The organism is Staphylococcus carnosus (genome assembly GCF_900458435.1).
In the GTDB taxonomy this organism is placed as follows: domain Bacteria; phylum Bacillota; class Bacilli; order Staphylococcales; family Staphylococcaceae; genus Staphylococcus; species Staphylococcus carnosus.
Genome location: NZ_UHCT01000001.1, coordinates 553,927 through 568,871, shown reverse-complemented (window position 1 = coordinate 568,871; position 14,945 = coordinate 553,927). Strand labels below are relative to the sequence as shown.

Below are 14,945 nucleotides of genomic sequence, written 5' to 3'. Positions count from 1 at the left end.
TCAATAGCATTCCGAAAATATTAATTGGCAATTTGCGAATAAATTCACAATCTTTTTATTACGTGTAAATTTGCTTTTTTATTTTAAATTTATTTTATAAATTTAGCCTATTTGGCAATAAATTTGTCACAATTAGTTTACAAATATGCCATAGTTTCCGAATACCATTATTCTATAAAAATAAACATGATATAACCCAAATTAATGTCAAAGACTCCCTTTAGACTTTTTACATTAAATTACCAACAATTTATTTTCCGTTGATTACTATAACACTTTCGAAATTAAGTTTAAACCAACTAATTTGCGTTCTTTGTTGGGAAAACCTAGTAAATCCCTTGCCATTATAGGCTTTTCTCTTATATGGCTATTTAAAATGTTCTAATATACTGAAATTTACGAACTTTTTTATTTTTTAAACTCAGCTTAAACACTGCTTAACATTGCTGTGTAATGCTAAGTAATGAAGAGATTGAAAAACATAATTGTGCTAGGAACGAAATATATCCTGCTCTAACCTGTGTAAATAACAAACCATATTCCCATTTAAAAGTTAGTTCCAGTACATTCAATATCTTCATAGGTTAATATATTGCCGTCTGTATCATCCACATCACTAAGCAATACCGACAAAACAACAATGGATGACTAGACACTTTCATTTTTGAATAGGAGTGTTGTTCTATGAAAATGAAGTTAAGTAAAAAAAGAAGCTTACTTCATATTTCTACAATCGCATTAAGCGGTTTATTATTTACTAATACGCCTGGAGTGATGAATGCTGCCGAAAGTAATGATGTCTCAAACCAACAGTTTATTGAGCACTACGCTTCTGATGCATCTCAAGAAAAAGTTGAAAATAAAATCTCAACAAATACAACTCACGTGGCTGATGCTGCTACAGATCAACCCCGTCAATCTGATAGCACACGAACTGCAAACACTGATGCAGGAGCCGATACGAATACAAAAAGAAGCAATGCAACAAATGTTGATCAGTCAAACAACAGTCAACAATCAACTCAAAAAGAAGAGACACCACAATCAACAGCAGCTCATGAAAGTCAAACAGGGAAAGATGACAGCACAAAATCTGAAAACCAAACGTCATCACACGCTGACTTGCCAGAAGCAGGACACGTTGACCATCCAGAACAAGGTGCTGTCATAGCCATTATTATCGGTATTGTAATATCAACAATCGTTTTATTTAAATCACGCAGACTAGCGTCCCAAAAATAACCTAAAATTAAAAATGTTTTACGAATGCGCAATGCTTTAAAACCCTATGTATCTAAAAAGCCCAACATTAAAAAGAACCAAACGTTCAACTTCCCTTTCATCAAACGTTTGGTTTTTATTATTTTGACTAATTATTGGCTGGAATCTCGGATAATTAAATGAGATGGAAGCCAATTTGATTGAATTTCTTTATCTTCACCGTTAAAAAAGCGTTGTAATTGCTTAAATATTGAAGCACCGATGTCTTTTGAAGCAATACCTACTGCAGTAAGTTGAGGTTGGTTTGCTGTATTCCAATTATTTTCTTCTAAAGTGACAACAGCTATGTCCTCCGGTACTTTCACTCCATTATTATTCAATCCATGCAATACACCTATTAATAAAGCATGATTTGCCACGATAATAGCAGAAGGTTTTCTTATAGAACTCAATAATTGTTCTACCGCTTCCGTCCCATATTTTTCAGTAGCATTCATACTCAAATCGCTATATTGATATGTGATTAACCGTTCATCCATATTTAAGTTAAAATCTTCTAATGCAGCTTTATATCCCATTCTGCTATCTGCAGCAGTACTTGATTCAGGATTACCTAGCAATAATCCGATGATTTCATGTTGCTGTTTCAATAAATGTTCTGCAGCTTTATAAGCAGAATCTTCATGATTCAATCCAACATACGGCAGTGATTCATCTTCAATATGATTATCGATAATCAGCATAGGAATATCTCGCCATCTTTGTGCAATGCGCATTTGTGCAGAAACCGGAGATACAATAATGCCATCTACTTGTTGTGAAACAAACCAATCAATCAGTTCGTCTTGACGCTCTGGTTTTTCATTAGATGCCATAGCGATAATACGAATAGATTCTGAGCCTTTTTGATGTTCAATCGCATCTATAATCGAAGCATAATACGCATCATGTCTTGGGATAATAAAAGCAATCGTTTTTGTTTGTTCTCCTCTTAAAGACTGAATGTATCGGCTTGGTTCATAACCAAGCATTTCTAATGCTTCAACGACTTTATCCCTCGTACTATCACTCGCTACATGACGTTTATCCTCTAATACTTTGTTTACTGTCGCAATCGACAATCCTGAAATTCTCGCAATATCATGCAATGTAGGTTGTGATTTTTTCATTTAAAAATTCCTCACTTTATTAATATCTGTAATATTTTTTAGACTGCCCGCACACTTATTTAGTCAGCTATTAATTTTCATCTTGTTCTACGCAAGATAATTCAAACTCCAGCCAATTTACAATATCAGATAATAACATACCGCGATAAGAAGACACATTTAAAAGTTCATGATTCAAACCGTCATAAATACGCAATGATTTATGTGTTGTATGCGCTTCTTTATAAAATTGAATGGCATCATCTGAGCTGACTATTTTATCATCTCCGCCATGCATGATTAACACACGATCTGTAAATTGCTTATAATCTATATTAATCTCATGCAAACGTTCACGGAAATTTTGAATCATTCTTTGTTTTTCTATATTTGTCGATTCATCGTTATCCCCTGCTGCATCATCGCCAGCATCGTCTCTTAATAAAGGTTGGCCTGTTGGAGAAAGTCCTCCGCAAGAAACAAACCCCAGCACTTCTTGCGGATATTTAATTCCGAATAATGTAGCAAGTGAACCTCCAACGCCGTGACCCAAAATAAATATCTCACCAGTCAGTTGTTTTTTTACATAATCCACTACTGCTTTTAAATCTTCTACCAAAATATCAATACGTTCATGCAGTTCTTTAATACCTGAAGTATTGGAATGGCTGCGTTGATCATAATGTATCACATTAAAATCATATTCATTAAAGAAAGCTGTTACTTCATCATAATCATCCAACTCTTCAGAAAGACCATGTACCACAATTAAATTAGCGACAGGACTTTCTCCTAAACTTATTTTTGCATATAAATTTGTACTATCAAATGATGAAATATAATTAATGTCAGACACAATAACAACCTCTCTCTCAATTTTCCATTTATGATTTCTTTACCCCAACCTCATACAGAACATACACACTCTCTCAGTATAAATTATAAAAACTCACTGCTATCATTTTACATTAAGCACTTTGAAGGATTAAAATAATAAAGTCATCTACAAAAAGATATCTTTTGTTGTTTAACCTTTCATGTTTAATAGTATGTTCACAATCATCATATTATTAAACTTCTAACTCAACATAAAGATTCACGCGTTATAATCACGAAAGAAGGTATAACTTGAATCATCACTATTCAAAATGGAGTTGGGTGCCTTACATTACTATTGTCTTCGCACTCCATATCATTGGATTTGTATTCCTATGGATTGCTGCTAAAGATGCTCACATCCTTTTAGGTATGGGATTACTTGCTTATACACTTGGTTTGCGACATGCTTTTGACGCAGATCATATTGCAGCCATTGATAATACAGTCAGAAAATTATTACAGCAAAGAAAAGATCCCGTTGGTGTCGGATTTTATTTTTCAATCGGTCATTCTACTGTGGTCTTTATAATGGCAGTTCTGCTTGGTGTTTCAGTACATTGGGCTAAAGACCAATTACCGCATTTCCAAGAAATCGGTGGAACAATCGGTACAATCGTATCCGGTGTCTTTCTTCTATTAATTGGTATTTTAAATTTGATTATTTTAGTTTCCCTAATCAAATTATTTACTAAATTAAAAGATCAAAAAGTCAGCCATCAAGAACTGGATCAATTGTTGGAATCAAGAGGATTTATTACACGTTTTATTGGTCCTTACTTTAAATTAATTAATAAAAGTTGGCATGTATTGCCACTCGGCTTTTTATTCGGATTAGGTTTTGATACTGCGAGCGAAATTGCGTTACTTGCACTATCTTCAGGTGCTTCGCAGCACGCAATTTCATTTATCGGTATCATTTCATTACCTATCCTTTTTGCAGCGGGTATGAGCTTGCTGGATACTTTAGATGGCATATTAATGAAATCAGCTTACAATTGGGCATTTTTAAAACCAGTACGTAAGATTTACTACAATATTACCATCACAGCTGTTTCTGTTATCGCTGCACTTATAATTGGTATGATTGAATTACTACAAATCATGGGAGATAAATTCCATCTTCAAGGTGCTTTTTGGCACCTCGTCCAATCCATGAAGTTTGACTATATCGGTTATATTCTCGTAGCTGTCTTTATTCTAACTTGGTTCTGCTCTACTGTAATTTGGAAGATGAATCACTTTGATGAAAAAAGTTCATAATTAAAATAAAACTGGGGTACCCACTAAAAAGTGAGATACCCCAGTTTTTTAAAAGACTAATTGTACTAAAAGCATGTACACAATGGTGCCGCCAGCTATTGAAATCAGCATATTACGTTTGATGACATGGAGAATAACTAAAACAAAAATTGCAATTAATTCCGGAAGACCATGACTGCCTGATAAAACTTTAGTATTACGCAAAGCATAAACAACTAAAAAACCAAATACAGCAGCAGGCAGTACAGCACCTAAATATTGTATATATTTGGGTGTTTCTTTATCTTTTGAAAATATTAAAAAAGGTAAAAAGCGTGTTAGCATCGTGCCTAATACAATAACGCCAATTGTTATAATCTGTTGGGTAAGCGTCATATCATGCCACGCCCTTTCTAGCAAAGTAACCTCTTAAAAGAGACAATCCAATTACAATCAGCACCATTGAAGGTAATATAAAGCGGTTTGGGCCTAATACAATCAAACAAATGATTGGAATTATCAGGCCGATAAGAGAACTGATATGATTTTTTTCTTTTAACCATGACTCCAAGAAAATAACCACAAAGAGTGCTACCATCACAAAATCTAATCCTTTAGTGTCAAACTTAATCATGACACCAAACAAACTTCCGATTGTTGTTCCGAAAAACCAATAAAATTGATTTAGCACCGTTACATAGAACATAAACAAACCACGATCTACATTTTTCGGTATGTTTGCCATATTGTTGATAACAAAAGTTTCATCACACATTCCGAATATTAAATAAGGCTTTTTGGCTCCAGTACCTTTGAACTTGTCTAACATGGATATTCCATAAAACAGATGTCTAGAGTTCAACATCAGTGTTAGAATAAAGGCGCTGAAAGGACTAAAAGGTGCCAGTAACAAGCTGCCTGCTACAAACTCCATGGAACCTGCAAAAATTAATAAACTCATCAACATTGCATAAATAGGAGGGAAGCCTAATGAATGCATATAAATACCGTAAGCCATACCAATAAATGTAAATCCAGCAAAAATGGGTATCGTTTGGGGAAATGCGGCTTTAAATGTTTCTATGTGTGAATGTTTTGTATGTGTCATTTTTATCAAGCCTCTCTCTTCTGCTATGTAAAAAGACCTTCGAACATTCAATTTCGAAGATCCTATCATTTCTATATAATACTTAAATATTTCTAAAGACTTCTGGAACACGTGTAATTTTTTGTTCAGCAATATTAAAGAAACCGCCATACTGCATTCCAGTTGCATGAACAGTATCTCCTGAAGCAATTTCAAATTCGAATGTCCATTTGAGGCGACTTATTTTTGTAAGCCAACATCTGCCGACTGGACGATCATGAATTGTAATCGGTACTTTATAGTCTATCTCAGTATGCATTAATATTGGAGATATATTTTGTTTCAACATTTGTGAAGCATTTAAGTGTTTATTTACAAAAATAGTTCTTAAATCTTCAAACCATCGTACATAGACAATATTACTTACAATCCCCATAGCATCGATATCATAACCGTTTACTTCAATCTCAGTTTCCGCCACTAATTTACGTTCTTCCATTATCTCCTACATCTCCTTTTTTCTCTCTGCTCTCATCATTATAGCAGAATTCAAAAAGTTAGTTGATAGGGGTAATGTTAAGTTTTATTCAATTTTTGGATTGAAATTCCCTTTTTAATAGTGCATAACGAACAAAATCTTCAAATTTTCCTCGTTCAAATAAATCCTCTTTATCAGTACCTGCATATGTAAAACCACAACGTTCAGCAACTCTGATACTTGGTTGATTTTTCACATTTGCATGAATCATCAGCTTGTTTAAATCTAACGTATTAAAGGCAAAGTCGCATAAAGTTTGAACACAGCGCGTTGTGATACCTCTGCCAGTATAATCTTGAGCAAGCCAATAAACTATACTTGCTTTCTTATGCGTTTGATTAATCTCATGCAAATCTATGGTTCCAATTAAATCATCATCTGAAAATATGAAAAACAAACGTGCTGTCCCTCTCGCATGTTGTGCTAACATTATTTTTATATATTCAGTTTCATCTTGTACGGTATTAGTATCGTCAATAAAGGGTAAGTACTTAGATAAATACATTCTGTTTTCATCTATTACTTGAAATAATTGTTCTGCCATAACTAATTCTGGTTGAACAAGTTTAATATGATTATCTATAGGTATATAAGAAATCTGCATACTAACACCTCTACTTATTGAAATAAATATGAGTATGTAGATTATAGAATATTTTTCAGAATATTACAATATTAAATTCAATGTACTTAGTTTATTATGCAAATTTAACTGGAGGACACGACAATGAAGCTATTCGATTCACACTTTCATATTATTGATTATAATTACCCAATTATAGAAAATCAGGGCTATCTCCCTCCTAATTACTCAGTTCAAAATTATAAAAAAGATACTAAGAACTTGAATATCGTTGGCGGGACTGTTGTATCCGGGTCATTTCAAGGCTTCGACCAACAGTATTTGACAAATGCTTTAAATAAATTAGGGAAAAATTTTTATGGTGTAACTCAACTTCCAATAGAAGTGAGCAATCAAGAAATTCTAGCTCTTAAACGAAAAAGAGTTACTGCAGTACGTTTTAATATTCAACGCGGCGGTATAGAAAGCTTAAAAAATTTGCGTTACTTTTCTGAACGTATCTATGAATTAGCCGGATGGCACACTGAGCTTTACTTAAACGCAAAAACATTAACCCAAATTAAAGATACATTAAAGAGTCTGCCTCTTGTTTCAATAGATCATCTGGGTTTATCCAAAGAAGGATTACCTACTTTACTAGATTTAGTTGATCATGGCGTACATGTTAAAGCAACAGGTTTTAGCCGTGGGGATTTAGATGTCGCTGATACGATGAAACAAATTTATAATATTAACCCTGATGCTTTAATGTTCGGTACAGACTTACCCTCTACTCGTGCACCAAGACCTTTTTCAAAAAAGGACATTCAACTTGTTCAAGAATCATTTGACGAACAAGCTTGTGAAAATATTTTTTATCGTAATGCCTTAAATTGGTATCAAAAAAAGCAATAAAAAAAATAGAGCCGCTGGTTATGATTGGGATTGTCATAACCAGCGGCTCCGCTTGGGTATAGGATAGTTATATTCAGCTTATTGTTTCAAATTATAAGAAACGTTTTGCTGCTGTTGATAATGGTGGGATTTCATCGAAGTCTAATTTTTTATCTTCAGTAATTGATCTGTATGCCCATTTAGCATAGTTGATAGCTTCATCAGGTACAATTTTACCTGGAAGTGGTGCTGCATTAGCATCAACATGAACGTCAACAAGTGTTGGTCTGTTTTCTTTGAATGCAGCTTCTACAACTGTGTCGATATCAGATGGGTCAGTCAATGTGTAACCAGCACCGCCGCAAGCTTCAGCGAATTTAGCCATATCCATTTCAGAGAAATCGATAGCATATTCTAATTCACCAGCTGCTTGTTGTTCATATTTAATGAATGCTAATTCTTTGTTATTCATTACAAAGATTACCATTGGCATATTATATTGAACTGCAGTTGCAAAGTCTTGCATTACCATTTGGAATGCACCGTCACCAGCGATACCAATTACTTGGCGGTTAGGGAATGCTACGTTAGATGCCATTGCACCTGGTAAAGCACAGCCCATTGTACCTAACCAACTTGAAATGATAAATTCATTACTTGGTTTCAAGTTAAGGTAACGTGTTGACCAAACAGTTGAAGTACCAACATCGATAGAATAAACAGCATCATTATCTGCTTCTCTGTTGATTGCTTGCATTAAGTGTTCTGGACGAATTGGGAATGCATCATTATCAAGATCTTTTTGCATCCATTCTTTCCAAGTTTTAAGATTATCTAATGCTTCATTTAAGAATTTACGATCTTTAACAGGTTTAACCAAGTCAGTTAATTCAGTTAAAGCGATTTTAGCATCACCGATAATACCAGCATTTACATTGAAACGATGACCAATTGCTTTAGGGTCTACGTCAATTTGTACTGCTTTGATATTTTTCTTAGGTAGGTAGTCAACGTAAGGATAGTTAGTACCAACCATGATTAATAAATCAGCATTTTGCATTGCTTGGTAAGATGGTTTAGTACCAATTTTACCAATGTTACCTAAATTATACGGATGATCATCTGGGATGATTGTTTTTGCTGGCAACGTAATAATTGTAGGAATTTTAGCTTTATTAATAAACGCTTCTACTTCAGGTCCAGCATGTTTGGCACCAGTACCCATTAATAATACAGGTTTTTTAGCTTTGTTAATTAATTTAGCAGCTTTTTTGATTTTTGATGGGTTTGGAGCTGGAATTGTAGGGCGTTTTTTGTTTACTGGTTTGTTAGTTGTATCTTTAACTTTGCGTGTTAACAAGTTGTTAGGCAAGATTAAAGTTGCAACGCCTTTTTTCTCATAAGCTGTTTTAATAGCTTCATTAACGATACCGAAAATATCGTCGTCTTTTTCATTAATTTGTCTGTTATATACAGAAACATCTTCACATAAACTTAACAAGTTAGTTTCTTGGAAAGCTTTAGTTCCAAGTACAGTACTGTTTGATTGACCTACAAGTACTAATTGAGGAACGCCGTCCATTTTTGCATCATACATACCATTTAATAAATGGATTGCACCAGGTCCACCGATTGCAAGTGATACCCCGATTTTACCAGTTAATTTTGTATAAGCTGCAGCTGCTAAGCTGCCAACTTCTTCATGACGAACATGATAGAATTTAATTTGTTCGCTTACTGTACGTAAACTATCAACTACTGCATCGATAGAATCTCCTGGAATACCGTATAAGTGATCAATATCCCATTGTAGTAATGCTTCTACAAGCGCTTGATTTGCTTTAATTTTTGCCATTTTAAAAATAGCCCCTTTCTATTTATAAAAACTAACTGTATTCAAACTACCCTTTAGTGTTTGAAATTTCGTTATGCTTTTGTCTACACAATGAATAACTCTCTAACTAATCTAATAGAAAAAGAGAATAAGAACAGGTAATAGTACTGAACTAATTACCGCAGTTAATATCATTCCGATTGAACTGAAAGCTCCCGATTCCATATCCAATTCAAGTGCTTTTGCAGTTCCAAATGCATGCGAAGCATTTCCGTAAGCCATTCCTTTAGCAATGGATGACTCGAATCTTCCAATTTTCAGCAATAATGCTCCCAATATACTGCCGATTAAACCAGTAGTAATAATAAAGAGCACCGTAATGGTATCAGCGCCGCCCAATTGGTGTGATACTTGTATGCCGACTGCTGCAGTAATGGAACGCGGCAAGAGTGTTACAATATCTTCTTTTGAATAACCTAATAGTTTCAAAGAAAAGTAGACTAACATAAAATTGAGTACTACTCCTGTAATCACACTTGAAAAAATGATATTAAAATTCTCGACAATTTTATGTCGGTTGATATATAGCGGATAAGCTAAACATACTACTGTACAGCTGAGCAACTGGTTAATTATCTTACCCCCAGTCATGTACCCACTATAATCTTGACGAAACAACACTAACACGATAATAATTCCTAGTGAAGCAATTAGGGCTGGATTAAGAAACGGATTATTATATTTTTGTTGGAGCTTCTTAGCGGCAAGGTACATGACTATGGTTAATACAATCATTAAAATACCTTTGATCCAAATCATGATGTGTGATGTCCCTTATTAACGTGCGGTCTATGCGCCATTTTTTCTGCAATAAGTCCAGAAGTAAATGCGACTGCGATTGTACCAAGTATAATAACAGCAAAGAAAACGATGAAGTTTAAATGAATGTCACTTACAATATCCATTACACCAACAACGGATGGTATAAAGAAAAACACCATTGTTGTTAATAAAAAGTTTGCACCGTCTTTGACCCATTTGACAGGAATTATTTTAAATTGAAGAAGTAGGAAAAAAAGTCCTAGGCCAACGATGCTTCCAGCTAACGGAATATGCAGTAAGTGTTGAATGGCGTTGCCTAATAGCGTGATACCATATATCAATAAAGCTTGAAATATAATTTTTAACACCCTAATAGTCATGAGCAACACCCTTCCCTTAATTTAATTGTTAAGAATTCTTTATTTCCTCTAATTCTGGTGTTTGAATCAAAGTGTAAATAAATCATTCTATGATATTTCTTCTGACTTACATCCATTATTCTATGACAATTCTGTGTATAATAAAAATATCGATTTTAGATAGTAACTATTACTTTTTTCTATGAAAGCGATGTCATCCATTACTTTTCTTTTTACTTCGAAGATTCTAATAATTTAAGCCATATTATATTTGATTGTAAACATACAAAAAACTGGAACAATCTTAGAAGTTCCAGCTTTTTAACATTATTCGTCTGTCGTCAATGCAGACTTCATATAATCAATATATTCTCTTGTCGCATAATTGATATATTTTTCTTTCTTCCAAATTACACCCAATTGCCAACGCATTGCTTTGTCATTAATTTTCAAACTATGTATTGGCCCTCTCAACATCTTCACAATATTTTCAGGTAGTATACTGACTCCCAAACCTTCTGTCAGCAGATTTTCTATAAAATTCCACTGTGATATTTTTGATATAGTTTTCGGCACAAAGCCAGAGCGTTTGGCAGTTTCAATAATCTTATCATTCAGATAAAAATCTTCATTAAATAATATAAAATCTTCGTCTGCTAATTCTTCCATTTCGACATTGTCTCTATGTGCCAAAGGATGCGTTTCACTTACTACTAATAATAAATCTTCATTATATAATGGAATAGATTCAAAAATCCCATTATCTACTGGCAAAGTTGTAATACCAATATCAATTTCATTATTAATGATTTGTTGTTCTAATGCTTTCCCGCCATTTTCAACCAAGTTATAAGTAATATTAGGATACATTTGGTGGAAATCTCCAAGTGTTTCTATAAATTTATTCATATTCATAACAGCAGATAAACCAATACTGATGTGCCCCGCTTCCAGCCCTTTCAACTGATTAACTTCTTTCGGAAGATTATCAAAAAGATTCATAATCTCTAAAGATTTCTTATAAAATATTTGGCCGCTGTCAGTTAAAGTTAAATGACGTTTACTACGATCAAACAACGGACTTCCAAGTTCATTTTCTAAATCCTTAATGGCTTTACTGATTGTTGGTTGCGCTACATAAAGTTCTTTAGATGCGTTAGTCATGCCGCCTTGTTGCACAACTGCTATAAAATAGCTCATTTGTTTGATATCCACATTAATGTTCCTCCTTTCACTTTTTTACTTTTTTATCCTCAAGTTAAAGATATCCAGTTTTAACAAATTATTCAACTAGCAAGCTAAAATTAAAGTTGGGACAGTATTCAACATGTCCCAACTTCCTTTATTTGATAATATCAATCAATTCTTTTTTAGCAGCTGCACGTGCCGGAATCCAGCCGAACACGACACCAATAAGTGTCGAAACACCAACAGCAAGCAATACTGAACCTATGCTCACAACACTTTTAATATAATCTGGTGTTACTGCATCAACAAGTGAAGCAATGGCAATACCAATAATCAAACCGATAATACCGCCAATTAAACATAAAACAACACTTTCAACTAAAAATTGGATCTCTATATCTCGTGCTTTAGCACCAAAAGCACGACGTATCGCGATTTCTTCAGAACGTTCAGCAACTGATATATACATTACATTCATCACACCAATTCCCGCGATAAAGAGTGAAATACCAGCCACTGCTGCAACAAAATAAGTAATACCATCGAATACTTTTGTAATACCTTTCATCATTTGCTCTGTATCAGAATACTGATACGTACCAGATGATTGCGCTGTGCCTTTTTCACTTAATTTTTTAGCTACTTTATTCGCAACCTCTTTCTTATTGCTTCCTTCATCCAACTTTATTTCTAACTGCGCAAAATCTTGAGAAAGATTAGGTACATAGTGATCAAATGTTTTAGAAGGCATATGTACGGTGTTAGGTTCCATAGCATCATTTGCAATTCCAACTATTTTAAAACCTTCATCTTCAATAAAAAGTGTTTTCCCAATCGCATCATTATTAAATACTTTTTTAGCAATATGCTTATCAACTGTCACGACTTTGTCCTCAATATCATTATTATCTGAATCAAAGCCTTTTCCTTTTTCAACATCTTGATATTCATTATTTTTATAAATATTAATATCACCCGAGTGTTGGCTGTTCGTCATTTTTGCATTAAAAGACTGCTTTTTATCTTCTTTTTTATGTGCACTTGCGACACCATTTACACGTTCTGCTATTTGTATGTCAGAAGGAGAAAATGGGTCTGCTTTATTATTAGATTCACCTGATGGTAAAAAATTAATAATAGCCGAATCTTTCGAAGCGCCCGAATCAGAGAATTGTTCTGCTGCTGTTTTCTTAAAACCATTTCCTAAAGACATGATGGTAATCACTGCTGCTATCCCTATAATGATTCCAATCATCGTAAAGATATTACGCCTTTTATTTTTCATAATAGAACGAAGAGAGACCGACAGCACGTTAGAAAATCGATTCATCGTACCACCTCTTCTTCTTGAATACGTCCATCCAAAATATGAATGATACGGTCTGCTTGTTCTGCAACTTCACGGTCATGTGTGACCATAATCATTGTTGTATGATGTGTTTTGTTCAGCTTAGTAAATAACTCCATAATATCCTCAGAGGTTTTTGAATCTAACGCACCTGTAGGCTCATCAGCAATGATAAAATCAGGGTTATTTACAATAGATCTTGCTATCGCTACACGTTGCTGCTGTCCGCCTGACAACTTGTTAGGAACTAAATTTTCTTTGTCATAAAGACCTACATCATGCAAAGTATCGAGCACACGTTTTTTTCGCTCTTGACTGCCTATCCCCGCATATACTAAGGGAATACTGACATTTTCTAAAATGGTATTGTTTTGAATCAATTTAAAATTTTGAAATACAAATCCAACTACGTGATTTCTGATTTCAGCTAATTGGTTATCAGAACTTTTCTGATAGTTTTTACCATTAAACAAATAATCTCCTTGATAACCTCGATCGATAAATCCAATGATATTAATAAGCGTACTTTTTCCTGAACCTGATGGACCCATAATCGCAATGAATTCACCTTTGTGAATTTCAAGATTAATATCTTTTAAAATATGATTAACCTTGTCGCCGTTTTTAAAGGAACGATTGACATGCTTTAATTTAATCATTTTTTCACCTCTATTTTATCTCCATCTTTTAGAGATGATTTAGGGTGTTTAACCAGTCGTTCTCCTTCCTTCAATCCTGATTTTACATATTTTTCGCCATCACTTTCTTTAATTTCAATCTTACGCTTTTCTATCTTATTATTTTTATTTACCACAAAAACATAGTTGTCTTTTGTTAAAACACTTGGCGGTAATTTAATATCATTTGATTTCACTGATACATCAAGAGAGAATCCCGCACGTACAGGTTTAGATAAATTACCGATGATAACATTATATTTAGACGCATCATTAGAGTTGCCTTTACCGCCTACATCATTGACTACAGGATTTGAAGCTTGTCCGCCTCCTCCTGCTTGTCCATCATCAGATGCATCGCCTGCACCTTGCATACCTGAAGCACCACCTGCGTTCCCTTGACCTTGCAATGAATCTTCATAGCTTGTCGGTAACTCAGAAATTTTCTTGATTTGTCCTGTACCTTTTTCTCCGTTGTTATTGATTGTAAAATCAACTTGTTTTCCTTTTTCAAGTTTATTGATATCAAATTCTGAAACAGTTGTTTTGATTTGCGGTTCATTAGAAATCAACTGCATAATCGTTTCACCATCATTGGGTTCATTACTTTGAATGATATCAATTTTGCCTGGGAATGAAGCATACATACTATCATTTACCTGTTTATCAAATTGGTTAAGTGCATCATTTGCCTTCGTTAATTCTGATTGCGCCTTAGTATCATTCGGTGCTTGGTTTTTAGCTTCTTGTGCTTGATTAACTTTATCCACCAACTGTTGCCTAGAATTGCCGCTCGTATCATAACTAATAAGTTGTTGACCTTTAACAACTGATTGACCGTCAGATACTGTAGGATATAAATAATCTCCGACCGAACTATTATTTAAATATGATTTTACTGAATCTGGTGAAGCTTTGCCTTGCATAGTCAATGGACTTTCATGTTTAGCTTTATAGACTTCATATGTATTTTTGTCATCCGATTCTCCTGTTGCATTTTTTACAATAAGCGCAATTATGAATAACACTAAAATTGCTGCGATGATTGAAATTATCCAAATCAATTTCTTCTTCAAGTTGCTCTCTCCTATCCATATTATTCTCACAATAAAATAGTATCATAATCTAAAAATAAATAAATAGATTTAC

16 protein-coding genes are annotated in these 14,945 nt (G+C 34.0%); 3 read left to right on the top strand and 13 right to left on the bottom strand.

Features of this window, described 5'->3' with window-relative positions:
• Window positions 1–684 precede the first annotated feature (684 nt).
• On the top strand, window positions 685–1,242 hold the full coding sequence (locus DYE31_RS02445; protein ID WP_015901224.1) for a hypothetical protein: 558 nt from the start codon (window positions 685–687) through the stop codon (window positions 1,240–1,242).
• Window positions 1,243–1,373: 131 nt separating this feature from the next.
• Here the strand turns inward: DYE31_RS02445 and DYE31_RS02440 are convergent, their stop codons facing one another.
• Window positions 1,374–2,390, bottom strand: a complete 1,017-nt coding sequence (locus tag DYE31_RS02440) for a LacI family DNA-binding transcriptional regulator (RefSeq protein WP_015901225.1) — start codon at window positions 2,388–2,390, stop codon at window positions 1,374–1,376.
• A 70-nt stretch (window positions 2,391–2,460) separates the two neighbouring features.
• Window positions 2,461–3,225, bottom strand: coding sequence for an alpha/beta hydrolase (locus tag DYE31_RS02435; RefSeq protein WP_015901226.1), 765 nt, complete (start codon window positions 3,223–3,225; stop codon window positions 2,461–2,463).
• 272 nt (window positions 3,226–3,497) lie between these two features.
• Between DYE31_RS02435 and DYE31_RS02430 the strand changes: the two genes are divergently transcribed.
• Window positions 3,498–4,508, top strand: coding sequence for a HoxN/HupN/NixA family nickel/cobalt transporter (locus DYE31_RS02430; RefSeq protein WP_041613025.1), 1,011 nt, complete (start codon window positions 3,498–3,500; stop codon window positions 4,506–4,508).
• Window positions 4,509–4,556: 48 nt separating this feature from the next.
• On the opposite strand, the gene DYE31_RS02425 is transcribed toward DYE31_RS02430, so the two are convergent.
• The 4 genes from DYE31_RS02425 to DYE31_RS02410 form a co-directional block, all read right to left on the bottom strand.
• Window positions 4,557–4,883 (bottom strand): branched-chain amino acid transporter permease, encoded by a 327-nt coding sequence (locus DYE31_RS02425; RefSeq protein WP_015901228.1) that lies wholly within the window; start codon window positions 4,881–4,883, stop codon window positions 4,557–4,559.
• Between the two features lies 1 nt (window position 4,884).
• Window positions 4,885–5,595: an AzlC family ABC transporter permease gene (locus tag DYE31_RS02420; RefSeq protein ID WP_041613026.1), complete on the bottom strand. Its 711-nt coding sequence runs from the start codon at window positions 5,593–5,595 to the stop codon at window positions 4,885–4,887.
• A gap of 82 nt (window positions 5,596–5,677) precedes the next feature.
• A complete protein-coding gene (locus tag DYE31_RS02415; protein ID WP_103211650.1) occupies window positions 5,678–6,076 on the bottom strand; it encodes an acyl-CoA thioesterase in 399 nt (132 codons plus the stop codon).
• Window positions 6,077–6,161: 85 nt separating this feature from the next.
• A complete protein-coding gene (locus DYE31_RS02410) occupies window positions 6,162–6,716 on the bottom strand; it encodes a GNAT family N-acetyltransferase (protein WP_015901230.1) in 555 nt (184 codons plus the stop codon).
• A 123-nt stretch (window positions 6,717–6,839) separates the two neighbouring features.
• Between DYE31_RS02410 and DYE31_RS02405 the strand changes: the two genes are divergently transcribed.
• Complete coding sequence (locus tag DYE31_RS02405) at window positions 6,840–7,589, top strand: amidohydrolase family protein (protein ID WP_015901231.1); 750 nt, start codon at window positions 6,840–6,842, stop codon at window positions 7,587–7,589.
• A 91-nt stretch (window positions 7,590–7,680) separates the two neighbouring features.
• Here the strand turns inward: DYE31_RS02405 and DYE31_RS02400 are convergent, their stop codons facing one another.
• The 7 genes from DYE31_RS02400 to DYE31_RS02370 all read right to left on the bottom strand — a co-directional run bounded on the left by DYE31_RS02400 (window position 7,681) and on the right by DYE31_RS02370 (window position 14,872).
• Window positions 7,681–9,423 (bottom strand): pyruvate oxidase, encoded by a 1,743-nt coding sequence (locus DYE31_RS02400; RefSeq protein WP_015901232.1) that lies wholly within the window; start codon window positions 9,421–9,423, stop codon window positions 7,681–7,683.
• A gap of 111 nt (window positions 9,424–9,534) precedes the next feature.
• Complete coding sequence (locus DYE31_RS02395) at window positions 9,535–10,221, bottom strand: LrgB family protein (protein WP_015901233.1); 687 nt, start codon at window positions 10,219–10,221, stop codon at window positions 9,535–9,537.
• Window positions 10,218–10,604, bottom strand: coding sequence for a CidA/LrgA family protein (locus DYE31_RS02390; protein ID WP_015901234.1), 387 nt, complete (start codon window positions 10,602–10,604; stop codon window positions 10,218–10,220). Before DYE31_RS02390 ends, DYE31_RS02395 begins: the two co-directional genes overlap by 4 nt.
• Before the next feature lie 306 nt (window positions 10,605–10,910).
• Window positions 10,911–11,798: a cidABC operon transcriptional activator CidR gene (gene cidR / locus DYE31_RS02385; protein WP_015901235.1), complete on the bottom strand. Its 888-nt coding sequence runs from the start codon at window positions 11,796–11,798 to the stop codon at window positions 10,911–10,913.
• 127 nt (window positions 11,799–11,925) lie between these two features.
• Window positions 11,926–13,101: an ABC transporter permease gene (locus DYE31_RS02380; protein ID WP_015901236.1), complete on the bottom strand. Its 1,176-nt coding sequence runs from the start codon at window positions 13,099–13,101 to the stop codon at window positions 11,926–11,928.
• Window positions 13,098–13,778 (bottom strand): ABC transporter ATP-binding protein, encoded by a 681-nt coding sequence (locus DYE31_RS02375; RefSeq protein ID WP_015901237.1) that lies wholly within the window; start codon window positions 13,776–13,778, stop codon window positions 13,098–13,100. The genes DYE31_RS02380 and DYE31_RS02375 overlap by 4 nt, the downstream gene beginning before the upstream one ends.
• On the bottom strand, window positions 13,775–14,872 hold the full coding sequence (locus DYE31_RS02370) for an efflux RND transporter periplasmic adaptor subunit (protein WP_015901238.1): 1,098 nt from the start codon (window positions 14,870–14,872) through the stop codon (window positions 13,775–13,777). The genes DYE31_RS02375 and DYE31_RS02370 overlap by 4 nt, the downstream gene beginning before the upstream one ends.
• Between the last annotated feature and the right edge of the window lie 73 nt (window positions 14,873–14,945).